This is a genomic window from Paeniglutamicibacter terrestris, from assembly GCF_012271785.1.
GTDB classification, from domain to species: domain Bacteria; phylum Actinomycetota; class Actinomycetes; order Actinomycetales; family Micrococcaceae; genus Paeniglutamicibacter; species Paeniglutamicibacter terrestris.
Window position 1 is genome coordinate 809,504 of sequence record NZ_JAAWVT010000001.1, and the last position, 21,780, is coordinate 831,283.

At 58.4% G+C, this 21,780-nt stretch carries 19 protein-coding genes; 7 read left to right on the top strand and 12 right to left on the bottom strand.

Annotation, left to right across the window (positions count from 1 at the left end; genetic code table 11):
- Positions 1-135: 135 nt before the first annotated feature.
- From HED64_RS03685 to HED64_RS03700, 4 genes are all read right to left on the bottom strand, one after another.
- Positions 136-1,011, bottom strand: a complete 876-nt coding sequence (locus HED64_RS03685) for a 3-hydroxyacyl-CoA dehydrogenase family protein (protein WP_168150714.1) — start codon at positions 1,009-1,011, stop codon at positions 136-138.
- Between the two features lie 15 nt (positions 1,012-1,026).
- On the bottom strand, positions 1,027-1,839 hold the full coding sequence (locus HED64_RS03690) for an enoyl-CoA hydratase/isomerase family protein (protein WP_168151124.1): 813 nt from the start codon (positions 1,837-1,839) through the stop codon (positions 1,027-1,029).
- An 81-nt stretch (positions 1,840-1,920) separates the two neighbouring features.
- A complete protein-coding gene (locus tag HED64_RS03695) occupies positions 1,921-3,120 on the bottom strand; it encodes an acyl-CoA dehydrogenase family protein (protein WP_168150715.1) in 1,200 nt (399 codons plus the stop codon).
- A gap of 45 nt (positions 3,121-3,165) precedes the next feature.
- Positions 3,166-4,380: a CaiB/BaiF CoA transferase family protein gene (locus HED64_RS03700; protein ID WP_210149180.1), complete on the bottom strand. Its 1,215-nt coding sequence runs from the start codon at positions 4,378-4,380 to the stop codon at positions 3,166-3,168.
- 123 nt (positions 4,381-4,503) lie between these two features.
- Here HED64_RS03700 and HED64_RS03705 point away from each other — a divergent pair, with 123 nt between their 5' ends.
- Positions 4,504-5,472 carry a LysR family transcriptional regulator gene (locus HED64_RS03705; RefSeq protein ID WP_168150716.1) on the top strand — a complete coding sequence of 323 codons (969 nt, stop codon included), beginning with the start codon at positions 4,504-4,506 and terminating at the stop codon, positions 5,470-5,472.
- 188 nt (positions 5,473-5,660) lie between these two features.
- Here the strand turns inward: HED64_RS03705 and HED64_RS03710 are convergent, their stop codons facing one another.
- The 3 genes from HED64_RS03710 to HED64_RS03720 form a co-directional block, all read right to left on the bottom strand.
- Entirely contained in the window at positions 5,661-6,446 is a 786-nt protein-coding gene (locus tag HED64_RS03710; protein ID WP_168150717.1) for a (S)-acetoin forming diacetyl reductase, read from the bottom strand.
- 84 nt (positions 6,447-6,530) lie between these two features.
- Positions 6,531-7,574, bottom strand: coding sequence for a zinc-dependent alcohol dehydrogenase (locus HED64_RS03715; RefSeq protein WP_168150718.1), 1,044 nt, complete (start codon positions 7,572-7,574; stop codon positions 6,531-6,533).
- A gap of 412 nt (positions 7,575-7,986) precedes the next feature.
- Entirely contained in the window at positions 7,987-8,916 is a 930-nt protein-coding gene (locus tag HED64_RS03720) for a helix-turn-helix domain-containing protein (protein ID WP_168150719.1), read from the bottom strand.
- A 241-nt stretch (positions 8,917-9,157) separates the two neighbouring features.
- Between HED64_RS03720 and HED64_RS03725 the strand changes: the two genes are divergently transcribed.
- On the top strand, positions 9,158-9,946 hold the full coding sequence (locus tag HED64_RS03725) for an SDR family NAD(P)-dependent oxidoreductase (protein ID WP_168150720.1): 789 nt from the start codon (positions 9,158-9,160) through the stop codon (positions 9,944-9,946).
- A gap of 282 nt (positions 9,947-10,228) precedes the next feature.
- Here HED64_RS03725 and HED64_RS20140 read toward each other — a convergent pair whose 3' ends face one another.
- Positions 10,229-11,968: a helix-turn-helix domain-containing protein gene (locus HED64_RS20140; protein WP_168150721.1), complete on the bottom strand. Its 1,740-nt coding sequence runs from the start codon at positions 11,966-11,968 to the stop codon at positions 10,229-10,231.
- Positions 11,969-12,178: 210 nt separating this feature from the next.
- Here HED64_RS20140 and HED64_RS03735 point away from each other — a divergent pair, with 210 nt between their 5' ends.
- The 3 genes from HED64_RS03735 to HED64_RS03745 all read left to right on the top strand — a co-directional run bounded on the left by HED64_RS03735 (position 12,179) and on the right by HED64_RS03745 (position 16,631).
- Positions 12,179-13,810, top strand: coding sequence for a flavin-containing monooxygenase (locus HED64_RS03735; protein WP_168150722.1), 1,632 nt, complete (start codon positions 12,179-12,181; stop codon positions 13,808-13,810).
- Between the two features lie 79 nt (positions 13,811-13,889).
- Positions 13,890-15,260, top strand: coding sequence for an NAD-dependent succinate-semialdehyde dehydrogenase (locus HED64_RS03740; protein ID WP_168150723.1), 1,371 nt, complete (start codon positions 13,890-13,892; stop codon positions 15,258-15,260).
- Positions 15,261-16,061: 801 nt separating this feature from the next.
- On the top strand, positions 16,062-16,631 hold the full coding sequence (locus tag HED64_RS03745) for a TetR/AcrR family transcriptional regulator (RefSeq protein WP_168150724.1): 570 nt from the start codon (positions 16,062-16,064) through the stop codon (positions 16,629-16,631).
- Positions 16,632-17,018: 387 nt separating this feature from the next.
- On the opposite strand, the gene HED64_RS03750 is transcribed toward HED64_RS03745, so the two are convergent.
- From HED64_RS03750 to HED64_RS03765, 4 genes are read right to left on the bottom strand one after another with little or no spacing between them, the layout of a single operon-like run.
- The gene (locus tag HED64_RS03750) at positions 17,019-17,930 is read right to left on the bottom strand and encodes an ABC transporter substrate-binding protein (protein ID WP_168150725.1); all 912 of its coding nucleotides are present in this window, start codon (positions 17,928-17,930) and stop codon (positions 17,019-17,021) included.
- The gene (locus tag HED64_RS03755; RefSeq protein WP_168150726.1) at positions 17,927-18,640 is read right to left on the bottom strand and encodes an ABC transporter permease; all 714 of its coding nucleotides are present in this window, start codon (positions 18,638-18,640) and stop codon (positions 17,927-17,929) included. Before HED64_RS03755 ends, HED64_RS03750 begins: the two co-directional genes overlap by 4 nt.
- Positions 18,637-19,317, bottom strand: a complete 681-nt coding sequence (locus HED64_RS03760) for an ABC transporter permease (RefSeq protein WP_168150727.1) — start codon at positions 19,315-19,317, stop codon at positions 18,637-18,639. The genes HED64_RS03755 and HED64_RS03760 overlap by 4 nt, the downstream gene beginning before the upstream one ends.
- Positions 19,314-20,126, bottom strand: coding sequence for an ABC transporter ATP-binding protein (locus tag HED64_RS03765; RefSeq protein WP_168150728.1), 813 nt, complete (start codon positions 20,124-20,126; stop codon positions 19,314-19,316). The genes HED64_RS03760 and HED64_RS03765 overlap by 4 nt, the downstream gene beginning before the upstream one ends.
- A 126-nt stretch (positions 20,127-20,252) precedes the next feature.
- On the opposite strand from HED64_RS03765, the gene HED64_RS03770 reads away from it, so the two are divergent.
- Together HED64_RS03770 and HED64_RS03775 are read left to right on the top strand one after the other, a co-directional pair.
- Positions 20,253-20,780, top strand: coding sequence for a PadR family transcriptional regulator (locus tag HED64_RS03770; RefSeq protein WP_210149182.1), 528 nt, complete (start codon positions 20,253-20,255; stop codon positions 20,778-20,780).
- Positions 20,777-21,769 (top strand): zinc-binding alcohol dehydrogenase family protein, encoded by a 993-nt coding sequence (locus tag HED64_RS03775; RefSeq protein ID WP_342590643.1) that lies wholly within the window; start codon positions 20,777-20,779, stop codon positions 21,767-21,769. The genes HED64_RS03770 and HED64_RS03775 overlap by 4 nt, the downstream gene beginning before the upstream one ends.
- The last annotated feature ends 11 nt before the right edge of the window (positions 21,770-21,780 follow it).

Here is a 21,780-nt window from a genome sequence, read left to right on the forward strand (position 1 = left end):
TGCCAAATGATACCTTGCGAACAGCAACTGTGGGGCAACAGTTTCCTGGTCGCCCATCCCTTGGTAGTACATAGGGAGAATCAAGAACCCATTGGGGGAAATGAACGGTGGCTCCGAGCAGCCCTTGCGGGCATCTTACTTCCAGTCGTAGAACCCCTTGCCAGTCTTCCGGCCCAGCTCCCCACGATCAACCATCTCCCGCAATATCTTAGGTGGGGAGAACCTCTCACCCAGTGTCTCGGTCAGATATTCAGCTATCCCTAAGCGCACATCAAGACCCACAATATCCGTGGTGCGCAACGGTCCCGTCGGGTGTTTGTAGCCCAACACCATCGCGTTATCTATATCTTCGGCACTAGCCACACCCTCTTCAAGCATGCGCATCGCTTCCAAAGCGATGGCCACACCCAAACGCGAAGAGGCGAAACCCGGAGCATCGTTCACTACCACGGCGGTCTTACCCAGGGCATGCACCCACCCACGGGAAGTCTCAACTAACTCGGGCCGCGTCCGCTGACCAATAACAACCTCGATCAATGTCGAAGCCGGAACGGGATTAAAAAAGTGCAGCCCAAAAAAGTTTTCAGCACGCTGCAGCTCATTGCCCAACGCTGTGACCGACAATGAGGAGGTATTGGAGGCAAGTACCGCATCAGCGGAGAGCACAGCTTCAATTTTGCGCAACGAAGCAACCTTCAAATTCCAATCCTCCGGCACGGCCTCAACCACCAGATTCATCAACGCAAACGCTTGATGATCTTCCGTGACCGACAGACGAGCAAGATAGTCTCCGGCTTCGCCAGCGAGCCCACGCTCCAAAGATTTGCTCACAGCGTCTTCGATACGGATTCGGGCAGCATCAACCGAGGCAGCATCACGTTCCACCACGGTGACATAACTACCGTTGGTCAAGAAGGCATGAGCAATACCCGCCCCCATGCGACCACCACCAAGCACACCAACCTTCACCGGGAGGTTTTTCACCACATTGTCATCTTGCAAAGCTCTCATCATCCTCTTTCTGTTCTACGAGGTTTTCTTGCGCGCAAGAAAACCATCCATTCGCTCGAATTTGGCATCAGACTCGAAAAGGATTCCCTGAGCAAGTGTGTCTATAACGGGATGAGCCTCCCGCGGGGCATGAAAAGCGAGCTTTGTCAGCCGCACCGCCAAGGGATCCTGCTTGGCAATCCGATCAGCTAAAGCCCCGGCAGCCTCGATCAACGAGTCTGGTTCCACCAATTCGGAAATAATCCCGGCCGCTAGACACTCCGTCCCGGAGAGAATTCTTCCGGTCATCAACATTTCCTTGGCCAACGATTCACCGACCAACTCCTTAAGCCGCCACACCGCACCAGCGGCGGCCATGATCCCCAGTCCCACCTCGGGCTGACCAACGCGCAACTGCGCAGTACCAATACGGAAATCCGCGGCATAAGCCAATTCCGCACCACCACCCAATGCAAAGCCATCCAGAGCCGCGATCACAGGCATCGGCAGCGCCGTGACCCTAGAAAAGATCGTGGAATTGATCCCGCGCAGGGCATCATCGCGGCGCCTGTCCCGCAGCTGAGAAATATCCGCACCCGAAGCAAAAAATGCTTTGGTACCGGCGACCGGATCAGCCGGCGTTCCAGTAATAATGAGGATTTTTGGCGCCGATTCGAGGTACCCGCAGATGGCATGCAGCTCAGCAACCATGCCCTGATCAATAGCATTACGCACAGCAGGACGATCAAGCTGGGCGATGAGCCGGTCCTCGAATTCGGTTACTCGAATAGCCTCAAAATTCCCAAAAGCCGAGTACTCAGCTGAAGTCACGTGTTCAACCGACGGCATCAAATCCTGTTCTCCTGTCACTGCTTCATTTCCTCGACCTGTCGTGTGGCTACTGCAGACACCTCGTGTGGTTCCCGCGTCTTATGAAATGGCATTGTGACCGGTGATTTCTCGACCGACGATGAGCGACTGAATAAAGTGTGTGCCCTCGTAGGTGTGGACCACTTCCATGTCCAGCATGTGGCGTGCCACGTGGTTTTCCAGAAGCAGGCCGTTGCCGCCCATCAGGTCACGAGCATCCCTGCATAAGTCGCGGGCTTTGTCGGAGACAAACATTTTCTGCAGCGAGGCCTGCTGTTGGGTCAGGTCTCCCTGGTCTTGGAGCTGTCCGCAACGCACACACATCAGCTGCATAGCGGTCAGGTCAGCCAGCATAGTTGCTAGCTTGTTCTGCACGAGTTGGTTGTGGCTGATGGGCCGGCCAAATTGCTTGCGTTGCTGCGAGTATCGGACGGCCAACTCGTAGGATGCCTGAGCATGCCCCAGTGCTTCCCACGCAACCGTGGTGCGAGTCCGATTCAGTACCGCGGTGACAGCGCGGAAGCCACGGGCATTTTCCAAGCGATTGCCCGCCGGCACCTTGACGTTCTCCAAGGTTATAGCAGCTTGCTGAATGCCGCGCTTGGCGATTTTTCCGGTAATGGCCTCAGCGGAGTAGCCCTGTGGGTACTGCCCGTCCTGCTTCTCCACGACAAAGGCCTTGACCTTGCCATCGGCTTCATCGCGGGCCCATACGATGACCAGATCCGCAACGTGTCCAAGTCCGATCCAACGCTTCGCACCGTTGAGTACCCATTCCCCGTTTTCGAATCTTGCCGAGGTTTCCAATGCGACAGTGTCGGATCCATGGTCGGGCTCGGTTAATGCGAAGGCGCCAAGCTTCTCCAACCGAGCCATCTGGGGCAGCCAACGCTGACGCTGTTCCTCGGAGCCATGGAGATAGATCGTGCCCATGGCCAGACCCGAGTGCACCGCATTAAAGGTGTTGAAGGAGCCGTCGCCTCGGGAGAGTTCCATGGCCACCAGACCGGTTTGCATCCGAGTCAGCCCGGGACAACCGTAGCCGCTGATGGAAGTTCCGATGATGCCCAGCTGCGCGATCTTCGGAATCAGATGGTACGGGAAATCCGCTGTTTCCCAGTGTTCGTTGATGATCGGTAGGACCTCTGCGTTGACGAAATCGCGGAGCTTCAGTACCAGCGTACGGTCGTCGCCGCCTAGCAGTTGGTCGATCTTGAGGAAATCAGAGTTGATGTCCTCGAAGGCTGCAATCGCAGTCATAATGGCTCCTAAGGAATTGGTGGAGGCGAGCGATGTGGATTGGGCTTAGGCCCGAGATTGCGCAGCTAGGCGGCTTTCGGCCCCCAGCCAGTTCAAGATGTGTTCGCGGTCAGCATCAAGGTCCGGAGGGAGTAAGTCGTAGCGCGCCGGCGTGCGGGAGAATCCGATTGGATGGCGAATCCCGGGCATCTCCCCCGCTGGCCCCACCCGAACGACGGGATCTAGCCCAATCGACTCGGCGTAATCAATTCCCTGTGCAATGCTGTTGATTGGTGCGGCCGGGACGTTTTGCTCGGTTAGCAGGTCAAACCATGACTGCGCATCGTTCGTGGACAGTGCATCCACCAGGATTGGCCGAAGCTCGGTCCTGTTGCGGCTGCGCAGCGGCGGGGTGCAAAAACGCTCGTCGGCGGCGATCCCGGGAATCCCCAATACGTTGCAAAGCCGTCGGAATTGTCCGTCGTTGCCCACGGCAATGATCAGCGGTCCCTGGGCGGTGGGGAACGGCTCGTATGGATAGATGCTCGGGTGTTCGTTTCCCATACGTTCGGGAACGGATCCACTGAGCAGGTACCCTGCAGTCTGGTTAACCAACCCGGATTGGGCCGAGGACAGAAGGTTCGTTTCCACCAATTGACCCCTACCGGTGTGCTCGCGCTCGCGTAAGGCAGCCAGGATACCGATCGTGGTGTGCAATCCCGTGATGACATCAAAGATCGCCACCCCAGACCTGAACCCTTCGGTTTCCGGGCTGCCGGTGAGGTCCATGAGTCCCGAGATCGCTTGGACCATCAGATCGTATCCGGGTAGGGCTCCTCCCCCGGCTGTTCCAAAACCTGTGATTGAAGCGTAAACGACCTCGGGTTGCGTTGCGGCAATGGTGGCGTAGTCAAGGTTGTACTTCGCCAGCGAGCCGGGTTTAAAATTCTCCACCACTACATCGGCGCGACCGATGATGCGTCGAGCGGTTTCTAGGTCTTCGGGGTCATTAAAATCCAATGCCACGGAGCGCTTGTTGCGGTTAATTGACATGTAGTATGTCGACTTCCCATCGAGCACCGGCGGCATCCAAGCCCGTGTGTCATCGCCCTGCCGGCTTTCGATCTTGATCACGGTGGCACCCATGTCTGCTAGAAGCATGGTTCCGTATGGGCCGGCAAGCACACGGCTCAAATCGGCAACCACAATGCCCGACAGCGGGCCCGACGTAGAGTCCATCGGCCCGGTCAAGTCACTGATGTCGTGGGGCTGGTTGTTCATGGGTGCTCCCTAAGATGTACACGTCGTGCGTTGAGCTGTCGGCTACTTCACTCTCCCACTGTTGATTAGTGCGCGTCCAATACCTAATATGGGAATTATTCATACCTATTTTGAAGGGATGTTATGGACTTCAACCAGCTATCGATATTTATGGCCGTCGCAGAGGAATTACACTTTGGGCGTGCCGCGGAAAGATTGCACATGGCCCAGCCTCCAGTGAGCAGGGCTGTGGCACAGCTTGAAAAATCGCTTGGCGCCAAACTCTTTGAACGCAGCACCCGCAGGGTGGAATTGACGGCTGCTGGAGTGAGCCTCTTGGCCTCCACACGCAAGATTCTCGAGGCGATCGAGGAAGCAAGAAGCCATGTGAAGTCTGCGGTGGACGGAGCAAGCGGACACATCGATATCGTTTTTGCTGGCGCTTCCACGCACCGCCTAGTCGGAAAGCTTTCGCGTGGACTCAGGCAGTCCTATCCCGGAATCAGCACAACTTTCCACAGCCAGGGCTTTGCTCAGGACGCCCTGAACCGCTTGCTCAAACGAGAGGTCGACATCGGCCTTGGCCGCTGGGACTTCCTGCCACCGGACGTCGAATCGTGTCTGGTCTGCACGGAATCCCTCGTCCTTGCGGTACCTCGGGGCCACCCACTGGCCGAGGCCACGGCCATCAACTTCAAGGCTCTGGCTACGGAGCAGTTCGTCGAATTAACGGATACCAAGTCTGTCCTTCACGATCGGCTCATCCGGTTGGCACACGCGGCAAATTTTGAACCGAACATCGTGCAACGGGCACCCGATACTTGGACCGCTCTGGCCTTAGTTGCCGCCGAAATCGGAGTCCTACTCACGCTCGACTCGGTGCAGGAGAATGTGCAGGATGAACATCTGCGGTTCGTGCCCATTACGGACGTTACCACCCCCATTGAGCTGCGGATGGCATGGCTGTCCGGCAATAAAAATCCCGCCCTGCCGCGGGTAGTCAACGAGGCCAAGTCCATCTGGGATCACCCTACGGAGGTTGAACCCAGAACTGCGGATGGAGGCAATACCTACTCTGTTCCTGTTAATTCCCCCGAAACGTTCACGCCATAGCCTAGAGCGTTACCAACCGCGGTGAATTTGACGAATATGGGCAAGAATTTAGTCTCGGTTTCCCTATCGGGGTTGAACCTAAACCTGAGGCTGAGGATCTGGGCGTTCCCGGGATTCGGGGCCATGACAAATGCCCCGTTGACTGACGTTCGGTCAACGGGGCACTGGCCAGCGGGCAAAGCTGAAGATTAGTTAAAGACCATTCCTCCGTCGACCAGGATCGACTGCCCCGTGATGTAGTTCGAGTCCGGTCCGGACAGGAACGAGATAATGCCTGCGACCTCCGATGGCTCCGAGAGGCGTTCAAGGGTGATCCCATGGGTGAATTGTTCCCAGCCCCAGGCTTCTGGCTGCCCGGCGGATTCTGCCGTCTTTTTCGCCAAGTCCTCCATCAGTGGAGTCCGGACAATACCCGGAGCATAGGTGTTGACCGTAATTCCATATTTGGCCAGATCCTTGGCCGCTGTTTGAGTCAAACCACGCACGGCGAACTTCGTCGCGGAATACAGGCCAATACCCGGATTGCCCACATGGCCAGCCTGCGAGGCAGCACTAATGATCTTGCCGCCGTGACCCAGTTTCTTGAACGCCTCGGTGGCCGCCTGGATGCCCCATACAACACCGTTGAAGTTGATGGAGAAGATCTTTGCAATGCTCTCCGGTGTAATTTCCTCGATCGGGGATTGCGGTGCGATGCCTGCGTTGTTGACGATGACGTCAAATCCACCGAATTCGGACATGGCCTGCTCGACGGCCGAGAACACGCTATCGCGATCAGCCACGTCAACGTGGACGGCGATCGCCCCGCCTTTCTTTCCGCCCAACTTCTGGGCGAGTTGGCCCGCAGTTTCCAAATTCAAATCGGCGATGGCCACCTTGAATCCATCGGCATGCAGCCGCTCCACGGTAGCCTGCCCAATGCCCTGTCCGCCACCGGTAACGAGTGCAACTTTGCCATTTTCGATCCGTGCCATGTTCTTTACTTCCTTCGTATTTATTGTTGGTCCAGCTGATTTCTCTGCCACCGGAGCCGTTGCCGCGATGCCACTAAATAAGGTTCAGGCGTGGACGTTAACAACGACCTTGATCGCGCTTCCTTTGTCTCGCACGGCCGTTTCGAAGGCCTCGGCAACGTCCTCTTGGGCAAAGTGGTGGGTGATGATCGGCGTAGGATCATATTTTTCCTCAGCGAGGAACGCAACGACTTCGGCATTATCCTCGACCGAATACGCCAGCGATCCGAGCACCTTGAGTTCCGAGAGCACAAATGCAGAGTGTGGGATTTCAATCGAACTGTGGCCAATGGCCACAACAACCATGGCGGAGCCTGGTTTGCCGCCACGGACGTAGTCTGGAATGGAGTTGGGTGCCCCGGAGGAATCGAAGTATGCGTCTATGTCGGGCTTCTTGTTGCCCTGCATATCTTCCACGGCACCAAATTGGTCTATGGCGAACTGAATCGGGTCGGTCTGAAGTCCATTAACGGGGATGCCGCCGAGCTGTTCCACGACCTTGAGCCGGTTTTCCTCAATGTCCGAAACGATTACCTGGTCAACGCCATGTGCCCGTAGGTTGCACAGCACGCTAAGTCCCACAGCTCCCGCACCGAAGACCAATGCCTTCTGGCCTGGCTTTACATTCGCGGTGTTCACCGCGTGGTTTCCAACACTCAGAGGTTCGATCAGGGCCGCTTGGTCCCAGGTGACGTTCTCCGGGAGCGGGAAAAGGTTGAAACCAATTTCTGCTTCCTGCACCGCTATGAATTGCGAAAGGCCCCCAGCAGAGTCAGTAATTTCTAGGAAGGAACGTCCCTCGCCCGAACGGGCGGAGTTCGACGGATTGATCCACACGCGCAGACCTGGAACGATCCGCGGGTCTGAGACGCCGGGGCCGACCTCGATGATCTCAGAGGCAAACTCATGACCAATCTGGTTCCCCACCAAGATCCCAACATCGTCACCACCGTGCAGGTACGCACCCAAGTCGGTGCCACAGAGCCCGGCACGCATATTCTTCACGAGGACATCCTTGGGACCAATTTCTGGCACGGGCAGGTCCTGCACATCAATCTTTCCTACTCCGTTGTAAATGACTGCGCGCATGGAATTCCTTTCACTAGGTGTTGTGGCCAGCAGCTTCGTTGCATCGAATGCCGATACTGCTGCGGCCAATGGGTGGTCACGGCCACTGGTCGCGAAGCGACTCTCAAGACAGCTGATGCAGGGGCGCACGATCGCCCATATTTCACATTGCGTAACCGGTAGACCTCAGCGTTGCACCCGCAATCGAGTCACGTCCAATACTGGTTTTGACCCGATTGATGCACCCTGCGCAATAGTGGGAGGAAAAACCCGTGTGGTGGCCAACTGGCCACGGCCCCATTATGGCCATCGCGTGAATCGAGAACGCGCAACCGGACTCGGAAGAGTAAACAGCGAAACTCCTGCACTGCCCCGTATCGTGAAGAGTACGCCGAGTCGCTGAACCTGGCACAAGTCCGGGGGCAGTCTGGTATCAGAGTCCGTAGCGGCGAATCCGCTCGTACAAGGTACCCCGCGAGAGCTGCAGCTTCTGAGCGACCTCCGACTTGTTGCCACTACATTCGCGCAGCATCTCTGCGATGACTTCACGTTCAGCCATCTGAAGTGGGCTGTTCGATGCCGTCGGGTCGCACGCGCGCTCAGCGCGGCGACCAAGCTGTACAAAAGCCCCCGGATCAAAACGATTCATGACCAAGGAACATCCTCTGGCCGGATCCGCTGGGTCAATCGGCAGGATCTGGGCATGTTCCCCGGTGGGCAGCACCAGTTCAGCCGCGCCAATTCCTGCTGCCTCCACGAGCGCCCAGATCTTCGTGCGGTCAATGGTGCCTTGGCCAGCACCGTCATCAACGATCATGGTGTACCGATCAAGAGTGAGCACCACCGCACGAGTCCCGGATTTGACTCGTAAATGCTTTTCAAGCAAACGGCCGTGGCGAGCTTGGGAAGCGCGCATCAAGGTGGATTGAATTGCCTCGGTGACGTGCTTCAAGGTCAGTTTCAGGTAGGGGTTGGCCTCGGTATCCAGACACGTGACATTGACCGCTCCGAGCATTTGCCTGTTCAGCGGATGCAGCAACGGGATCGCGGCGCAGGTCAGCGATTGCCAGCGTTCATCGTCGTGGTCTGCTCCGCGGATAATGGCAAGCGCCTTGCGTTCCAGTGCCATTCCGATTCCATTAGCACCCGCTGATTTCAGCGCCAACTGAGTGCCGGTGGAGACATCGGCGCGCTCGAGCTGCCGCCGCAGCCGTGCTGTGGAGGACCATTGGTATACGACACGCCCGTCGACGTCACTCACTGCCAACCACGTGGTGGTGTCCTCGAGCGCCTGGCGGGCCGAGGCTAGCGATTTTGTGGCAATGCGCGCCAAGGGCGCCCGTTCCGGGGCCGTCACTGACATGGTGATCCTCTGGGTCTGAGCGAAGTTTTTCCTCACGATTCCATTCCTGCGGACCGGATAAAGCCGAGGGGGTGGCCGCGTGGGCGGAGGGAAAGAAGCTGTTCAGATTTTGAACACATCCTGTCACCAGTGTGCCTGTCGTCACAGTATTGATAAAACCCGAACCGCCATGGTGCGTCGCAATGCTGTTCCACGGCCAGGGGAATTACCCATCACCGAGACCAAGGAGTCACCACAGATCATGACTGGACGCATCGAAAACAAAAGGATCCTCGTTACCGGAGCGGGCAGCGGGATGGGACGAGCCATCGCGTTGAGTTTGGCTTCCGAGGGTGCCCGCCTGACTCTGTTCGATCTCAACGAGGTGGCCGCCAAAACCGTGGCCGAGGAGATCGCGGGCAACGGAGGCCAAGCCATCGTTGTCGCCGGAAATGTCACCGAGCGCTCGGACGTGGCTGCTGCGGTCCAGGCCAGCGTTGATGAGTACGGCGGCATCGATGTCCTCTTCGCCATCGCTGGCATCATCAAACCCATGCATTTCCTCGACGTCACGGAGGAAAACTGGCGGACGACCCTCGACATCAATGGTCTTGGGTCCCTCATTTGCCAGCAGGAGGTGGCCAAGGCAATGATCGCCCAGGGCACCGGCGGCAAGCTCGTTTTAACCTCCTCCATCGCGGGACGGCAGGGCTACCCGAATTTTGTTCCCTACAGCGCCAGCAAATTCGCTGTCACCGCGTTGGTCCAGGCCGCCGCCCGCGGCTTGGCCGAGCACGGCATCACCTGCAACGCCTTCGCACCGGGTGTCGTGGATACTCCCTTGTGGAAAAAACTCGATCTCGATCTGATGGAACTAGGCGACAGCAAGGCACCGGGCGAGGCGTTCTCCGAGTTCTCTAGTGGAATCCTCCTCGGCCGCCCCGGCACAGCGGACGACGTCACCGGCACCGCCCTGTATCTCGCCTCCGCGGACTCCGACTACATGACCGGCCAGATCATCATGATCGACGGCGGAATGGTCCTGGTCTAGAGCCCAGCTGCTTCTTGTCGGCGATGCTCGTTGGCAGCCGCAAAAGCTGACAACACCAAGTAGAAGGTCATGCTTCTCCCGCGAATCGCGCGCATATTTCATGGATAAAGGCATCTCGAATATCGAGCCGCCAGTCGCCCCGACGCCTAAGCACAGGTGCCGGGGCGGCTGGCTGCTGCCGGCGATCTGGCCCGGCGAATGCGGGCAAGACAGTCAGCGAACAGTCAGTGCCGCTCGGTGCTCGGGGTCGCCGAGGTCGCCGAGGTCCCGCAGAGTCTTAGCTCAGATCGATTTTTCGTCTGTTTCCAGATGCAGCTGACGGATCCGTCGATACAAAGTGGTGCGTCCGATGCCCAGGATTTCCGCGGCCTCGGACTTGTTGCCTCCCGTGGCCGCCAACGCTTTGACGATCGCGTCGCGTTCCGCGGATTCGATCATTCCCAATTTTTTGCGTGGCGCAGCCATCTGGATGTGGCTGGGCAGGTGGCGCCGCTCGATGACCGAGCCGTGGATTTGCTGGACGGCGCTGGTGACAACCTGTTTCAGCTCAACGATGTTGCCCGGCCAGTTCCACCGGGTCATTGCGTGGAGTGCGGCTGGAGAGATCGTATGCCTGGCCTCGGCATCGACGGTTTCCAAGATGTCTTTGACCAGACCAGGGATTGTTTCCGGGGCGGCGTCGAGGGCAAACGTGCGCTCAAGAGGTTTCAGATCCCTCACAACGGAGCGCAAGGCCGGGACTGCTGCATCCATTGACACCGTGATCCACAAGGTACTCGAGCGCATTCCGACGGCCCAGGTCTGTTGATGCTTTTTCAACACATCCGAGAATTTCAGGGCCCCATCCGGCCCTAGCTCCTCGCAACGGCGGATCAGAACATCCCGGCCGTTGCCCAGCGAGCTGTTGATCTTGTCCCACGGCAGATCCTCGCCTGCAGCAGCCACGAAATCATCACGGAGAACGACGGGCAGCCCCCGCCGCAACCGTTGGATCCTCATGGAGCGTCCTGAACCTCGAGGGCCTTCGACGAGGCCCACCGCGCCGATGGTCCGGCGGGCTGGGGGAAGCCCGGCAGCAGCGTTGAAGGATGTCGTGCCGCTGCCCGGCGTTACGGAAAGGATCTGCGCTGAGCTCGCCATATCGGTAAAATGCACGATGTAGTGTTCGTGCGCGGCGTCGGTGACGCGGCGGGCGGTTACTTCTAGAGCGGCGGCTTCTATCTCGTAACTAAAATGCGGCCGCCGCGACCAATCGTGCGATCGAAACAGCTCCCAGAGCATGACATGGGTTGCCACTGTCACATAGGGAATGCCAGGGGTGTTGGCAAGAACCGTTTCCTGATCCATGACTACCGTGGGTCGCGCTGCGCTGCTGTAGCGCATGAACGAGAGCGCCAAGGCAAGATCTTGAGGGCGCGAGGAAGAACGCAATCGACTCTCGATCTGCCGTCCGACCTCCTTGACCATCGAGAGCATCATAGGATTGGCCGCTTCACGCGAGCTGCCGAGGGCAATCGAGCCAACTACTAAACCGTTGGGGGCGAACAGTGGTGCCGCAGCGCAAGCGTTGACCATCAGTGCGTCGCTGAAGTGTTCGCTTCCTTTGATAAATAGCGGGACGGCTTCAACGAGCGACGTTCCCAACGCATTGGTCCCAATTGAATCCTCGGAGTAGTCAAACCCTTCGGCCGCGTGGACCCGGTCGAGGCGATGCAACTCGCCCGGGTCGCTGGAACGTCGTGCCACGATTTGGCCACCGCGATCACTGAGGAAAAGCGTAGTCCCGGTATCAGCCAGCTGGTTTTGCCAATGCTCAAGTACCGGAACGGCTGCACGTCGCAACACCGATTCAAGGTCGATTTCTTCACGAAATTTCGGTGGCTTGGAGCTTTCAACGGCGTTGCCCACCGACCTACGCCAGCTTCGTTCAACCAATTCCGGCACACCGTGGACACCACGTAGAGCACTTTGCAGCCCTTCGTGGATCAGGCGGTCGCGCGCCTCACGAATTGGATCGTTCACTCCCACCCCCATTGCCCCTGATTTTCCACTGGAATCAAGATCTTACTAGTGGATCCAACGCATTCCAGATTATTGCGCCAGAGGCATCAATAGTCGTCCACTGAGAGGCCTAATTGTGTTCCAAAGTGGAACGCATGAACCGAGGGTGCTCGGCACACACTTGAATAACAAAGTGAACTGCATCACTCGAATAACTCGGAGGATTGACCCATGGACAACGTCGTCTCAGCGGAAACGTACAAGCTCGATGCACTCGTAGTTGGTGCTGGTTTTGGTGGCATCTATTCGTTGCACAAGCTGCGCAACGAATTCGGCATGAACGCCGTGGCCATCGATCGAGCAGGCGGAGTCGGTGGTACCTGGTACTGGAACAAGTACCCGGGAGCACTGTCCGACTCCGAAGCCTTTGTCTACCAGTATTCCTTCGACCGCGACCTGTACACGGATGCGCCGCTACGAAACAAGTACGTGCGCCAACCTGAGATCCTCTCTTACATCAATGGAGTCGTTGACCGTTTTGAACTGCGCGAGCACATTCGACTCGAAACCGGAATGACCGGAGCATCCTTTGACGAAAGAACCGGAACCTGGTCGGTCAGCACAGATCGTGGAATCACCTACGAAGTCCGGTATCTAATCACCGGCCTGGGTCTGCTCTCTGCCACCCACATGCCCCAGATCGATGGCATCGAATCATTCAAGGGAACCGTGGTGCACACCGGCGCTTGGCCCGAGGACTTGGACCTCACCGGCAAGCGAGTCGGTGTCATTGGCAATGGATCGACGGGCAACCAGGTCATTACCGCCACCGCCCCGATCGCGGGTCACCTGACGTCCTTCATGCGCACGCCGCAGTACAGCGTCCCGGCGGGGAACCGTTCCTTGTCCGCCGATGAGGAAAAGGCCTATAAGGAGAAATTCGACAGCACCTGGGAACAGGTGCGCAACTCGTCGGTGGCTTTCGGCTTCACCGAAAGTGCGGTCCCGACCTTCAGTGTTTCGGCCGAGGAACGTGAGCGCGTCTTCGAGGAGGCTTGGACGGAAGGTGGCGGTTTCCGCTTCATGTTTGAGACGTTTTCTGACATGGCCACCGACGCGGACGCCAATGAAGAGGCAGCACGATTCATCCGCAAGAAGATCGCCGAGATCGTCAAGGATCCGGAGACCAGGAAGAACCTGACACCTACCGATCTCTATGCCCGCCGCCCACAGTGCGACTCCGGCTTCTACGAAGCTTTCAACCGGCCCAACGTCAGCCTGGTGAACATCAAGGAGAACCCGATTAGCCGACTCACTGAGGATGGCATCGTCACCGCAGATGGCACCGTACATGAATTGGATGTCTTGGTTTTCGCTACCGGCTTTGATGCGGTGGACGGTAATTACGTCCGCGTCGACATCGCCGGACGAGGCGGCGAAACCTTGAAGCAGCATTGGAAGGACGCCCCCACCAGCTACATGGGCATTGCCACTAGTGGTTTCCCCAACATGTTCATGATCCTGGGCCCAAATAGCCCCTTCACCAATCTAGTTCCGGCCATCGAGTCGCAGGTCGAGTGGATCGGCGAGGCCATTAAGATCATCGAGGGCAGCGACACCCAGTGGATTGATGTTAAGCCCGAGCAAGAAGCGAAGTGGACCGAGACCTGCACCGAGATTGCCAACGCAACGTTGTTCCCGAAGGCTGATTCGTGGATCTTCGGACACAACATTCCCGGCAAAAAACCCTCAGTCCTCTTCTACCTCGGCGGCCTGAAGAACTACCGCGCCGTGGTGAGCGAAGAACTGAAACTGGGCTTCCCCAACTTCACCACCGACTCCCAGCTGTCCGTGGGCGTCTAACCCAAAGATCCGAACCCCGGGGAGACCGACAATACTGTCGGCCTCCCTGCGGCCTTGCAACGACCCAGGAGAGATTCGATTGAAGAAATATGCCGCCGTTAACCCGACCAATGGTGAAGTTCTCGAGGAATTCGACAGCCTCACCGACGCCGAGGCCACAGCGGCATTAGAGCGTTCGGCATCGGCCTACCGCAGTTGGCACCGCGAGGACCTAAAAGAACGCCAAAAGGTACTCTTCGCCATCGCCGAAGCACACCGCACCCACAGCACCGAGCTGGCACACCTGACAGCCCTAGAAATGGGCAAGCCCCTAGCCCAAGCCAAGGGCGAAATCGAGCTCTCCGCCTCCATCTACGAATACTACGCACGCGAGGCAACCACCCTGCTAGCCGACGAAGAACTCGAAATTGCCGGCTCCGGTCAAGCCGTAGTGCGAACAGCCTCAATCGGCCCACTGCTGGGCATCATGCCCTGGAACTTCCCCTACTACCAGGTGGCACGCTTCGTAGCACCGAACCTACTGCTGGGAAATACCATCTTGCTCAAGCACGCGAGCAGCTGCCCCCAACAGGCCCTACGCATCGAACAAATCCTGCGTGAGGCCGGAACCCCGGAAGGCGTCTACCAAAACATCTTCGCCACCTCCGATCAAATCGCTGATCTGATTGCCAGCCCCAAACTCCAAGGCGTCTCACTCACCGGTTCGGAGCGCGCCGGAAGCATCGTTGGAGCGCAGGCCGGAAAATACATGAAGAAGTGCGTGCTGGAACTCGGAGGCTCCGATCCGTTCCTCGTCCTCTCCTCCGCCGATGCCACCGCCGCAGCCAAGGCCGCAGCCGAGGGCCGCTTCCGCAACGCCGGACAAATCTGCTCCTCCTCCAAGCGCATGATCGTCGATGAATCCCAATGGGAAACGTTCGTGGAGACCTTCGTGGAGCACGCTCAGGAATTCACCACCGGCGACCCGTTGGCGGAATCCACAAAAATGGGCCCCATGGCCTCACTCCAAGCCAGGACAGACCTATCGGCCCAGGTTGCCGACGCGATCACCAAGGGCGCTACCGTCCATACCGGTGGACAGATTCCCGAAGGCCCGGGCGCATATTACCCAGCAACGGTACTCTCCGGAGTCACCCCCGAGATGCGAGCGTTCCACGAGGAGCTGTTCGGGCCCGTCGCCGTCCTGCACCGCGTTGCTTCCGCCGAAGAAGCCATCGAGCTGGCCAACGATTCACCGTTCGGGTTAGGTGGAGCAGTCTTCACCAACGACCAACAGGAAGCCGCATATGTGAGCGACCGCTTAGAAGTTGGCATGGTCGGCATCAACACCACCATCAAGAGCGCCCCCGACCTGCCATTCGGCGGCGTCAAGGCCTCTGGCATCGGCCGTGAACTGGGAAAGTTCGGACTCAATGAATTCGCCAACAAGAAACTCATCCGCCACCCCTAAATCCAACGCAGCCAAATGGGGCTGCTGCGATTAGATACGTGCATTTAGACGGTGAGTCTAAACGGTGACGACCCATTGTTAGCAGAATCGTGTGGCTTCAAAGATGACATTTCGTGGCGATCATAAGCTCACATATGAGGGAGATGATCACCTGCCCTCGCGCGTTTGATAACGGCGAGCAATTGGTGGAAGGTGACAGATCCCCTCAAGTATCCGGATCATGTGCACCTTGGCCGTTGCCCCATGGACACTCTGGCCTCAGTCGCGGAACCCCGCTCGACTGAGGCCAGATTAGGGTATTGGAAGAGACACCTGATTCCAGCTACTCATCGCTTGGCCGGCTACGAGGCTCCCGTCTTTCCACCCATGCGGGATGAAGTTTGCCTTGGCCTAGTGGTTGGCCTTGAGCTGCCTTTTCATGGCTCGCATACCCTTTTTTCGTCGATTGATCGACGCTGCTCTCGCGTAGAGGGATAGTAGTCGCGGAACGACGAAGTAGACCGTTGTGGGCACAACAATGAGAGTTAGTACGAGCGCCCGTAAGACCGGATTCCAGCGCGGCCCGATCAGAGACAACAGACACATGCCCAGTGCGACAAGCGGAAAAATTGCCAGCCACGTCACCACTGCTCTTACATGGACTGAAGCTAACCCGACGATTCTCTCGTGGTGTGCATCAACCTCATCTGCGGCGAGTGCTTTTCCTTCGTGATCCACGCAATCTCCAAACTTTTAGTTGGAGAAAGCCTACGACACAACACTGCGCCTAACCAAACGTTTAGTTGGAGATAGGATGGTGCCATGGCTTGGGACACGGAAGCAACAAAGCAGAAACTGCTGAATGCCGCAATCGACGAGTTTGCCGAGCGCGGCTTTGCCGGAGCTCGAATTCAGGAGATCGCCAAGAAATCCGGATGCAACCGCGAGCGGATCTACTTCTACTTCGACAACAAGATCGGGCTCTTTGAAGCTGCCCTCGTTCAACAACTGGTCACCGCCCTGGATGACGTACCTGTTCGGGGCACAGGTCCGGAGGCCGTCGCCGATTTCGCGGGCCGCTACTTTGATTTCTCCACCACGCGTACCGCGCTTGCGCGACTCACCGTGTGGGAAGGATTGGAGCGTGGTTACCCAGTCGGTGCCGAGCAGAGGGCCCTGCGCTCAACGGGCAAAGTGGCCGAAATCCAGAACGCTTTACCGTCGGCCACCATGAGGGAAGCCGAAGACCTGCTCCTGACCATCGTGACCCTTTGCAACGCCTGGGTGTCGACACCCAACATCCACCTGGTACTTACCGGGGCACCCGATCTACAACGGCGGCGAGCGTCCATCGTGCGCACCAGTGAATTGCTCGCACAAGACACCGTGTAGCCACCCCATGAAGTATGGGTGAGTGCCAACCTGAGGATTTGACCTCTCCGAACTGTTGCTGAAACCAGCAGGCTGGCAGATAGATCTGCAGCTGCTCCGGGTGCACGGCTTTCTTGTTAAACACACTCGGGCACACCGGGGACCGATGAAATCACCGTACAACTCGCTTATACGACCTTGCCTCCGGCAGTGCCGATTTTTCCATCTTGGCTACGTTCGGCAGCCACGATGGAAAAGTGCGAATGAAGACACCAGCGACTCGCCACGGCACTTCCCGATAAGGCATCCAGCAGTCAGCTCGAGACGAAAGCAACCATGGGCAAGCCGGGTCTTGAAGATAGGGATTTCAGCCCCACTTCAAACTAAAGATCCGCTGATGGTTATGAATCAGAGAAGGTTTTTATCACTCAGCCAGTCGCGAGCAATGGTTTCTGCTGGCAGCTCCTCGTCGAGGCTGCGGGAGTTCAGGGCGACAAGTTCTTTGTCGCTCATCGTTTGGCTGATCTGATTGATGGCTTCCGTGGCATTGGCGTCTAGGTTGTCACTGGCCAGTGGCACAACATGAGAGGCCAGGAACAGGCCCTCGGTGTCTTTGAGCGGTACAAGATCGTTTCGCCCGATGGAAGGATCTGCAGAGTAGATGATGGCCAGATTGATGGCACCGTCCTTGAGGGCCTTGACGGTTAACGGTCCCCCACCATCTTCGATGGGCGTGAAATCAAGATCAACGCCGTACAGGTTTTTCATACCAACAGGTCCGTCCGGGCGGGTCGCGCCCTCCGAGTTCCCACCGAGCATCAAGGGGTCGGTGACCTTGGCCAGATCATCAAGGGTCTCTAGCCCCCATTTCTCGGCGAACAAGCGAGTCACGGTGTACGAATTTTGGTCGGTGGCACCGGACTGGTCAAGCACCCGCAGGCCGTCCGGCGTGGACTGAGCAAGTTGGGCGTATACGTCATCCGCGAGCCGCGCGGTTGTATCCGGCACCCAGTACTGAAGCAGCGGTCCGCTGTATTCCGGGAAGAGATCGATGCTGCCGGCCTCGATCTCCGGGACATAAATCTCGCGCTGACCGATGCGGAACTGGCGGTCCACCGAATATCCCTTGGATTCCAAGGACTGGGCATAGATCTCCGCGATGATCTCGCTCGAGTAATAATCTTGGGACCCGATCACGATGGGCGTGTTCTTGTTGTCGGCAGTATCTGAAGTTACGGAATTCTGCGCACCGGGTGAGCAGGCAGTGAGCAGCAGGAAGCTGGAGAGTGCTAGTGCTGCCAGGATTTTTCGGTGCCTCATGAGGCTCCTTTCAAGGAAGGACCGGCAACGCGGGAGCGCGGCCGGGGCATACGTGGTTCAACGGAGCGACGGACCATTCGTTGTAGAACGGAAAGACCGAGATCGATGAGGATCGCTAGGGCGGCAACCAAGAGCGCTCCTGCCAGCATCTGGGGGTAGTCCCGGGATTTGAGGCCGGCGAAAATGTATCGTCCCAGGCCGCTGTCCGAGACATAGGCAGCAAGCGTGGCGGTGGCGATCACCTGCAGTGTTGCCGAGCGGAATCCCCCGAGAATGACGTGAGCGGCGAGTGGGAGCTCGACGTGAACGATGATCTGGAATTCATTCATACCTGCAGCCCGGGCTGCATCGATCGTTGTCCGCTCAACGTTCTCGATGCCGGCATAGGTTCCGGCCAGCAGAGGCGGGACGGCCAAAACAATAAGTGCAACGATGGGCGCTGTGATGCCGATGCCCATGGCGAGAGCAAGAATCGTCAGCAAACCCAGCGTTGGAACGGCACGGGCCGCACCCGCTGCGGCGATAACAAACCCACGGCCGCGGCCAGTGTGGCCAATGGCGATGCCCACCGGTAGGGCGATGGCGGCGGCGATGCCCACAACGATCATGGTGATGATCAGGTGCTGTCCCAGTCGATGTCCGATACTAGTTGCCCCCATCCACGCGGCAGAGTCTGCGAGCCAAGTGAATGCTTCGAGAAACATGCTCATGCCTTGGCCTCCCCGGCCGGTTCGTGGGTGCGTTTGGGCTGGGATCTTGTGTGTGACCATGGAGTGAGCTTCCGGCCAATGACGACACAAATCGCGTCAAGGACGCAGGCCACAACGATGACCGCCAGGATCCCGGTGATGACTTCGGCGGTGATGCCGCGCTGAAAGCCATCCGTGAACAGCGTGCCCAGGCTCGGCACGCCGATTAAAGCCGAGATGGTCACCAGTCCGACGGTACTGACGGTGACGACGCGGATGCCCGAAACCAAGACGGGAACGGCGAGCGGCAAATCCACTCGCCAGAACATCGCACCGGCGGAATGCCCCGTCGCGATGGCGGATTCTCGAACCTTCGAGTCGATCGAGGTGAACGCGTCAGCCGAGGTGCGTACCAAGACGGCAGCAGCATACACACCCAGCGCCACCACCAATGTCGTCGGCGAGCGCTGGGGGAATCCGAAGAGAAAGGGAATGATGATCAGCAGCGGCAGCGCGGGGATCGCGTAAAGCAGGCTCGCCGCACCCAAAACGATGCCGCCCGGCCGCGGCCACCGCGAGGCGATCCTGCCCAGCGGAACGGCAACCATGATTCCGAGCAGAATTGCGGGAAGGCTCAATAACAGGTGAGACCAGGTGAGCTCCAGTACCCGAGGCCAACTCGTTGACAACCAGGTCATGAGGCCAGTACTCCGGCCGGGCGGCCGGCCTGATCAAGAACTACCTTCCGCCCCTGGGTCTCGACGATACGCAGCACACGCTCGGGACGGTCAGCTCCGATAAAGTCACGTACAAAGGCATCGGCGGGTGCCGCGAGAATCTCCGCCGGTGGTCCCACCTGAGCGATGCGGCCACCGGAACGAAGAACTATCACCTCATCGCCCAGTAACAGCGCCTCGTCGATATCGTGGGTGACAAAAACCATGGTCTTGCCGAGGCGAGATTGCAATGCGAGGAGCTGGTTTTGCAGCTCACGGCGCACGATTGGATCCACTGCTCCGAAGGGTTCGTCCATGAGCAGGATGTTGGGATCCGCGGCCAGAGCACGGGCCACTCCAACGCGTTGGCGCTGTCCACCGGAGAGTTGGGCTGGATACCTGTCGGCAAGCGTGAGATCGAGGCCAACCTGCTCAAGGAGTTCGAGGGCGGTTACTCTGGCCTCTTTTCGCGAAACGCGGTTAAGCACCGGAACGGTTGAGATATTTTCGGCCACGGTGCGGTGTGGCAGCAGACCTCCGTCCTGCATCACATAGCCGATGGACCGGCGCAGGGCGACCTTGTTGAACTCGCGCACATCGCGTCCGTCGATGAGCACGGTACCCGAGCCTGGTTCCAGCATGCGGTTGACCATCCGCAGCAATGTTGTTTTGCCGGAGCCCGAGGACCCCACCAGGGCCACCGTCCGATGCGAGGGCAGCACATAGGAGAATTCCTCCACCGCGACTGCACCACCGGAGAAGGACTTGCTTACCGCCCTGAACTCGATCATCAATTCTTCTTTCCCTGACAAACTGTTGGCTTCTGCTACCGCGTCAGCGCTGGCAGAAATTCATCCTAGTACCTCGATTCGAGGTATAGCGAATCGAGGTACTACACTGGAAGAGTGATTGAAACAATGATCTTAGGTTTCCTGGCCGAGGGCGCACTGCACGGTTATGAACTTCGCCGCCAGATGGAGCATCTTCATGGCTACGCCCGCACCATCAGTGACGGGACGCTGTACCCGGCGATCGCCCGCTTGGTGAAGTCGGGCTTCATCACCCGCGAGTCCGAGGCTAGCAAGTCGGGTGCGCCACGACAGACCCTGCACCTCACCGACGCCGGCAGGGAACGACTCATGGCCCGACTACGGGACGCCACCGATCATGACATCACCGACGGTAGCCGCTTTTTTGTGGTGCTCAGCTTTCTCTCGATGCTGCCGCTGGAGACCGAGCGCAACGCCGTCCTGAGAAGGCGCCTGGACTACCTTGAACAGCCCGCGAGCTTCTTCTACGACGGCCAAAAGCCTTTGCGCGCTGCAGAACTCACCGACCCCTACCGCCAGGGCATCCTCATCTCGGCCCGGGCAACAAATCGTGCCGAGCGAGACTGGATCCATGGGGTCCTAAAGGCCACCACAGCACAGGAGGAAACCACGTGAACCAGAGCATGAGCGCCATCATGATCGACGAACCGGGACCTGTCACCAATCTGCACCTGAGGCAATTACCGGTTCCTACTCCGAACCCAGGCGACGTCCGGATCAAGATCGAGGCTTTCGGATTGAACCGCTCCGAGCTTCACACCCGACTCGGTCTTGCCGGGGATTCGGTGAGTTATCCACGCGTCCTGGGCATTGAAGCCGTGGGCGTGGTCGATCTCGATCCCTCCGGTACCTTCGCGCCCGGGCAACAGGTGATGACCATGATGGGAGGGATGGGTCGCACCTTTGATGGCGGATACGCCCAATACACGTGCGTCCCAGCGTCTCAGGTGATCCCCTTCAGCTCGGATCTTCCTTGGGACGTCCTTGGCGCCATTCCCGAAATGCTGCAGACCGCTTACGGGTCGCTGAGCATCGGGCTGGATCTCACTGGCGGCCAAAGCCTGTTGGTGCGTGGCGGCACATCATCGGTCGGGATGGCCGCAGCGGTACTGGCCAAACGCCTCGGCGCGACGGTGCTCTCCACAACACGCGACCCCTCGAAGGTTCAGGCACTCAAAGATTTGGGCGTTGACCACGTCCTTCTGGACGATGGCAAGGTTGCCAATCAGGTCCGCAGGATCCTGCCGGATGGCGTTGATGGTGCCATCGAGCTCGTGGGAACCCCCACGCTGCCGGACACCTTAGCTTCTGTCCGCGTCCATGGCACCGTGTGTTTCACCGGGATGCTCTCCAACCAGTGGACGGTGGAGAGCTTTTATCCCATCGATTACCTGCCACAGGGAGTGCGCTTGACCGCCTATTCCGGGTCCTCGGAGAACCTGCCCCCCGAGGTGCTCCAATCTTTCCTTGACGATGCGGCCTCCGGGCGGGCGACAGTTCCCATCGATCGAGTCTTCGGACTCGACCAGATCCGTGAGGCTCACACGCTGATGGAGTCGGGCGAGGCTCGCGGCAAACTAGTCGTCCTGCCCTGGAACCACTGATCCGAAAAATG

What these genes read in the sequence shown, in the direction of transcription:
- HED64_RS03695 (WP_168150715.1), bottom strand. Translation starts at nt 3,120, where the DNA reads ATGACTGCGATTGCAGCCTTCGAGGACATCAACTCTGATTTCCTCAAG.
- HED64_RS03690 (WP_168151124.1), bottom strand. Translation starts at nt 1,839, where the DNA reads ATGCCGTCGGTTGAACACGTGACTTCAGCTGAGTACTCGGCTTTTGGG.
- HED64_RS03770 (WP_210149182.1), top strand. Translation starts at nt 20,253, where the DNA reads ATGATCTTAGGTTTCCTGGCCGAGGGCGCACTGCACGGTTATGAACTT.
- HED64_RS03750 (WP_168150725.1), bottom strand. Translation starts at nt 17,930, where the DNA reads ATGAGGCACCGAAAAATCCTGGCAGCACTAGCACTCTCCAGCTTCCTG.
- HED64_RS03720 (WP_168150719.1), bottom strand. Translation starts at nt 8,916, where the DNA reads ATGTCAGTGACGGCCCCGGAACGGGCGCCCTTGGCGCGCATTGCCACA.
- HED64_RS03715 (WP_168150718.1), bottom strand. Translation starts at nt 7,574, where the DNA reads ATGCGCGCAGTCATTTACAACGGAGTAGGAAAGATTGATGTGCAGGAC.
- HED64_RS03685 (WP_168150714.1), bottom strand. Translation starts at nt 1,011, where the DNA reads ATGAGAGCTTTGCAAGATGACAATGTGGTGAAAAACCTCCCGGTGAAG.
- HED64_RS03710 (WP_168150717.1), bottom strand. Translation starts at nt 6,446, where the DNA reads ATGGCACGGATCGAAAATGGCAAAGTTGCACTCGTTACCGGTGGCGGA.
- HED64_RS03705 (WP_168150716.1), top strand. Translation starts at nt 4,504, where the DNA reads ATGGACTTCAACCAGCTATCGATATTTATGGCCGTCGCAGAGGAATTA.
- HED64_RS03735 (WP_168150722.1), top strand. Translation starts at nt 12,179, where the DNA reads ATGGACAACGTCGTCTCAGCGGAAACGTACAAGCTCGATGCACTCGTA.
- HED64_RS03765 (WP_168150728.1), bottom strand. Translation starts at nt 20,126, where the DNA reads ATGATCGAGTTCAGGGCGGTAAGCAAGTCCTTCTCCGGTGGTGCAGTC.
- HED64_RS03755 (WP_168150726.1), bottom strand. Translation starts at nt 18,640, where the DNA reads ATGAGCATGTTTCTCGAAGCATTCACTTGGCTCGCAGACTCTGCCGCG.
- HED64_RS03700 (WP_210149180.1), bottom strand. Translation starts at nt 4,380, where the DNA reads ATGAACAACCAGCCCCACGACATCAGTGACTTGACCGGGCCGATGGAC.
- HED64_RS03760 (WP_168150727.1), bottom strand. Translation starts at nt 19,317, where the DNA reads ATGACCTGGTTGTCAACGAGTTGGCCTCGGGTACTGGAGCTCACCTGG.
- HED64_RS03725 (WP_168150720.1), top strand. Translation starts at nt 9,158, where the DNA reads ATGACTGGACGCATCGAAAACAAAAGGATCCTCGTTACCGGAGCGGGC.
- HED64_RS03745 (WP_168150724.1), top strand. Translation starts at nt 16,062, where the DNA reads ATGGCTTGGGACACGGAAGCAACAAAGCAGAAACTGCTGAATGCCGCA.